Annotated in this window: 6 protein-coding genes; 3 read left to right on the top strand and 3 right to left on the bottom strand. The window is 73.4% G+C overall.

Annotation, left to right across the window (positions count from 1 at the left end; all coding sequences use genetic code 11):
- Window positions 1–245 precede the first annotated feature (245 nt).
- From AB1578_22660 to AB1578_22650, 3 genes are all read right to left on the bottom strand, one after another.
- Complete coding sequence (locus AB1578_22660; protein MEW6490700.1) at window positions 246–584, bottom strand: DUF190 domain-containing protein; 339 nt, start codon at window positions 582–584, stop codon at window positions 246–248.
- 9 nt (window positions 585–593) lie between these two features.
- The gene (gene crcB, locus AB1578_22655) at window positions 594–962 is read right to left on the bottom strand and encodes a fluoride efflux transporter CrcB (protein ID MEW6490699.1); all 369 of its coding nucleotides are present in this window, start codon (window positions 960–962) and stop codon (window positions 594–596) included.
- 129 nt (window positions 963–1,091) lie between these two features.
- Entirely contained in the window at window positions 1,092–1,367 is a 276-nt protein-coding gene (locus AB1578_22650) for a hypothetical protein (protein ID MEW6490698.1), read from the bottom strand.
- Window positions 1,368–1,596: 229 nt separating this feature from the next.
- On the opposite strand from AB1578_22650, the gene AB1578_22645 reads away from it, so the two are divergent.
- The 3 genes from AB1578_22645 to AB1578_22635 form a co-directional block, all read left to right on the top strand.
- The gene (locus AB1578_22645) at window positions 1,597–2,133 is read left to right on the top strand and encodes an RNA polymerase sigma factor (GenBank protein ID MEW6490697.1); all 537 of its coding nucleotides are present in this window, start codon (window positions 1,597–1,599) and stop codon (window positions 2,131–2,133) included.
- On the top strand, window positions 2,130–2,747 hold the full coding sequence (locus AB1578_22640) for an isoamylase early set domain-containing protein (protein MEW6490696.1): 618 nt from the start codon (window positions 2,130–2,132) through the stop codon (window positions 2,745–2,747). The genes AB1578_22645 and AB1578_22640 overlap by 4 nt, the downstream gene beginning before the upstream one ends.
- A 17-nt stretch (window positions 2,748–2,764) precedes the next feature.
- On the top strand, window positions 2,765–3,608 hold an 844-nt coding region (locus tag AB1578_22635; GenBank protein ID MEW6490695.1), incomplete at its 3' end, for a hypothetical protein.

The raw sequence follows: 3,608 nt of genomic DNA, 5'->3' as shown, positions 1-3,608 counted from the left end.
GGATCCCGTGTGCTTCTGCTTGGTCCGTGGGATTTCAGCGAGGCAGGGAAAGGGCTTCCTGTGACCGCCAGAGCTTCCCCAAAGCCGCCTGCGCCGCCTGCGGGGAGACCCCCGGCCCGCCCCCAACGTTGCACGGCAAGCCATAGGGCGGGTCAGGCGAAGCGGACCCACCCTGTCCGGAGAGGCTCGGGGAAAACCTTGACGCATGGTCCAAGATTCCAGGTCCCCACGGATTTCTCGGCCGGTCAACCGTTCCGGGAGCGGTAGCGCAGCACGCGGACCCTCTCCAGGGTGACGAGCCCTTCCCCCACGGCCTCATCGAGCCACGGCAGGAAGTCGCGCAGCTTCTCCTCGGTGTCCACGATCTCCACCACCACGGGCAGGTCCTCCGAGAGCCGCAGCACCTTGGCCGCGTGGAGCCGGCTGTGGGCGCCGTACCCCATTACCCCCCGGAGCACCGTGGCGCCCGCCAGGCCCACCTCCCTGGCCTTTAGGACCACGGCCTCGTAAAGGGGCCGCCCTTCCCAGCGGTCGGCTTCCCCGCAGAAGATCCGAAGCAGCATTCCCTCTTCGGGCAAGGTCATGGGAACCTCCTAGCCGCGGGTCACGGCCATCCCCAGCCACACCAGGGCGAGGCCGCCGAGGTTCGAGGCCAGCACGTATCCCAGGGCCCGGCCATAGTCGGCCGCCCGGAGCAGGTGCAGGGTCTCCAGGCCGAAGGTGCTGAACGTGGTGAACGACCCCAGCACCCCCACGAACAGGAACACCCGAAAACCGGGCGCCCACAACAGGCGCTCCGAGAGGCCCCAGGCGACCCCCACCGCGAGGCAGCCCGCCAGGTTCACCGCCAGGGTGCCCCAGGGGAACGGCGTCCCCGCGGCGCGCGAAACCCACCCCGCCAGGGCGTACCGCCCGGACGCGCCGAGTGCCGCTCCGACAATGAGGTAGAGCGCGTGGGCCATGGTGGCGTCCCGCAGATGCCGAGGCAGAAGAACGCACAGAGTATAGGAGGTAGGCGGGGGAGCCGCAAAGCGCCACCCCCGGGGAAGGGCAAGCCCCTCCCGGGGGTGGCGTCTCCTGGGGTCGGAGGGCTATTCGGTGGGAGCCGTGAGGCAGGAGCCGTCCTGGAGCCGCTGGCGCAGGCGGTCTCCTGCGGAGGTGCCGCCCTGGGCGGCCCCGCGAACCTGGGAGCCGGATCCATCGCGCAGCCGCTGCTGGGTCTGGGTGCGCACCTGGTTCTGGGCGCCCGCCCGGGTCATGGCGGGGCCGGCGCCCTGCCGGTTCTGGCCGGCAGCCGAGGCCGGAATCGCGGCCACGGCGGCAAACAGGGCAGCAGAGGAGAGGAGCAGGACGAGGCGGAGCTTCATGGGTTGTTCCTTCTCGGTGAGGGCGCCTGGGCACAGGCGGGTTGGCGGAGCGGGTCCGGCCGGACCTTTGCCTCCTATACACCGGGGTTTCGACGAGCGTCACATGGGCCGCCCCGGACCCGCGACGGCCAGATTCCACCACCAAGTTCTGAGGCGGGGTCCGGGAGCCCTGGAGTGGAGCCCCGTGACGCGAGTGCGGCGGCCGGTGTATAGGGGCTGCGGAGGGACGATGGAGCCGACGGACGCTGCCCTGGCCCGGGCCTGCCTCGACGGACGCAAGGAAGCCTTTGCCGACCTGGTGCGACGCCACCAGGGGGCGGTGTACCAGCTCGCCCTGCGGTGGAGCCGCGACCGGGACGACGCCCAGGACCTGGCCCAGGAGGCCTTCGTGCGGGCCTACCGCAAGCTCGCGACGTACAAGCCGGAGCTCTCTTTCCGGAACTGGATCCTGAGCGTGTGCGCCAACGTGGCCAAGAACCGGTTCCGCAGCGAAGACCGGCGGCAGCGGGCCCAGCAGGCCCATCTGGAGATCTACCCGCCGGGGGCGGCTGCGCCCGACCCCCGCCGGGCGGCGCTCGAAGCCGCCCTGCGGGGGTTGCCGGAGTCCGTGCGGGTTCCCCTGGCCCTGAAGCACGTGGAAGGCCTCTCCTACGAGGAGATCTCGGCGGTGCTGGGGATCGGCGTGAGCGCTGCCAAGATGCGGGTCAAGCGGGGCCGCGACGAACTGGTGCGGCTCCTGGATGGGCGCACGGGAGGAGAACAGTGAGCGATACCGCGTGGATCCACCGGATCCTGGACGGCCAGGACGGCGCCTCGGCGCGGCCCGGCCCCGGGAGCGAGGCCGGCCGGCAGCTCGCGGCCTACGAAGCCGCCCTGGCGCTCCTGGCCGAGAGCCGCGAATCCCCCCCGGAGACCTTCGTGGACGAGGTGATGTCGCGGCTGCCCCAAGGGCCCGGGCCCGCGCAGGCGTCCTGGACGTCCTGGGTCCGGGCGCTTTGGCCCGGCGGCGCCCGGTGGGTGGTCCCGGCCCTGTCCGGCGCCCTGGCAGCCCTGCTGCTGACCGTGGGGCTCGGCCGGGCGCCCGCTCCGTCCGCTCCGCCCGCTCCGGACGACCCGAGCGCCGCCAGCGTCACCTTCGAGCTCCACGCCCCCGGCGCCCGGGAAGTGGAGCTCGTGGGCAGCTTCAACGGGTGGCGCCCCGGGGAGATCGTGCTCCGGGGGCCCGACGCCACGGGGCACTGGACGGCCACCGTCCGGCTCCCCGAAGGACGCCACGAGTACCTCTACCTCGTGGACGGCGACCAGTGGGTCACCGACCCCCGGGCCGTCGCCCGGCGCCCCGACGGCTTCGGCCGGGAAAACGCAGTCATCGATCTCTGATCTCGGAAGGATTCGCCATGAACAGCCCGTGGTTTCGAGCCGGTGCGGTAGCCGCAGGCATTCTCCTCAGCGCCCCCGCCTGGGCCCTCGGGGGGCGGGGCGCACCCGAGCCGGCGCCCCTGGGGGAGGCAGCCCGCAAGACGTGGGGGCCCGTGCTGGAGGAGGGTGCGCGGGAAGGAGGGCTTCCCTCCGGCCCCCTGGAGCACGCCGTGGCGCACCTGGCGCAGGCGGGATTCACGCCCGAGACCGCGCGCACGTCGCTCGAAACTGCCCTGGAGGCCGCCCGGCGTGGTCTGCCCGCCGAACCCGTGCTGGCGAAGATCGCCGAAGGCGCCCTGAAGGGCGCCTCCGCCGGCGACCTGGCCCAGGCGGGCCGCGCGCGCCTGGAAGCCCTGGTGCGGGCCCGCGACCTGCTCGTGGAAGCCGGCCACGCGGACGGCGCGGATCGGGGAAGGGGGCTCCTGGTCGCCACGGCGCTGGCCCTCGAGAGCGGGATGCCGCCCGAGCCCCTGGGGGCGGTCCTCGCCCGGGGGGCTGGCCTGCCCCCGGGACAGGTCATGGCCGTGGTGGAGGCCGGAGAGGCGCTGCACCTGGAGGGCCTCGACACCCAGACGGTACAGGAGCTCATGGTGGACTGCCTCGACCGCCATCTGCGTCGGCCCGAGATCCTGCGCCTGGTCAGCTTTGCCCGGGAGCAGCACCGCAGGGGGCTGGACGGCCCGGCGGTGCGTGCCGCCCTCTGGGGAGGCAGGGGAGGAGCGGGCTCGCCGGGGCCGGGCCCCGCAGGACCAGGGTCCGGGGGCGCTCCCGGCGCAGGGGGCGGGGCACCGGGCAGGGGAACCGGGCCCGGAGGTGGGTTTG

The sequence above is a fragment of the Thermodesulfobacteriota bacterium genome, from assembly GCA_040756475.1.
GTDB lineage: Bacteria > Desulfobacterota > Deferrisomatia > Deferrisomatales > JACRMM01 > JBFLZB01.
The sequence above is the reverse complement of the archived record's forward strand: the minus strand, read 5'-3'. Positions and strand labels throughout refer to the sequence as shown.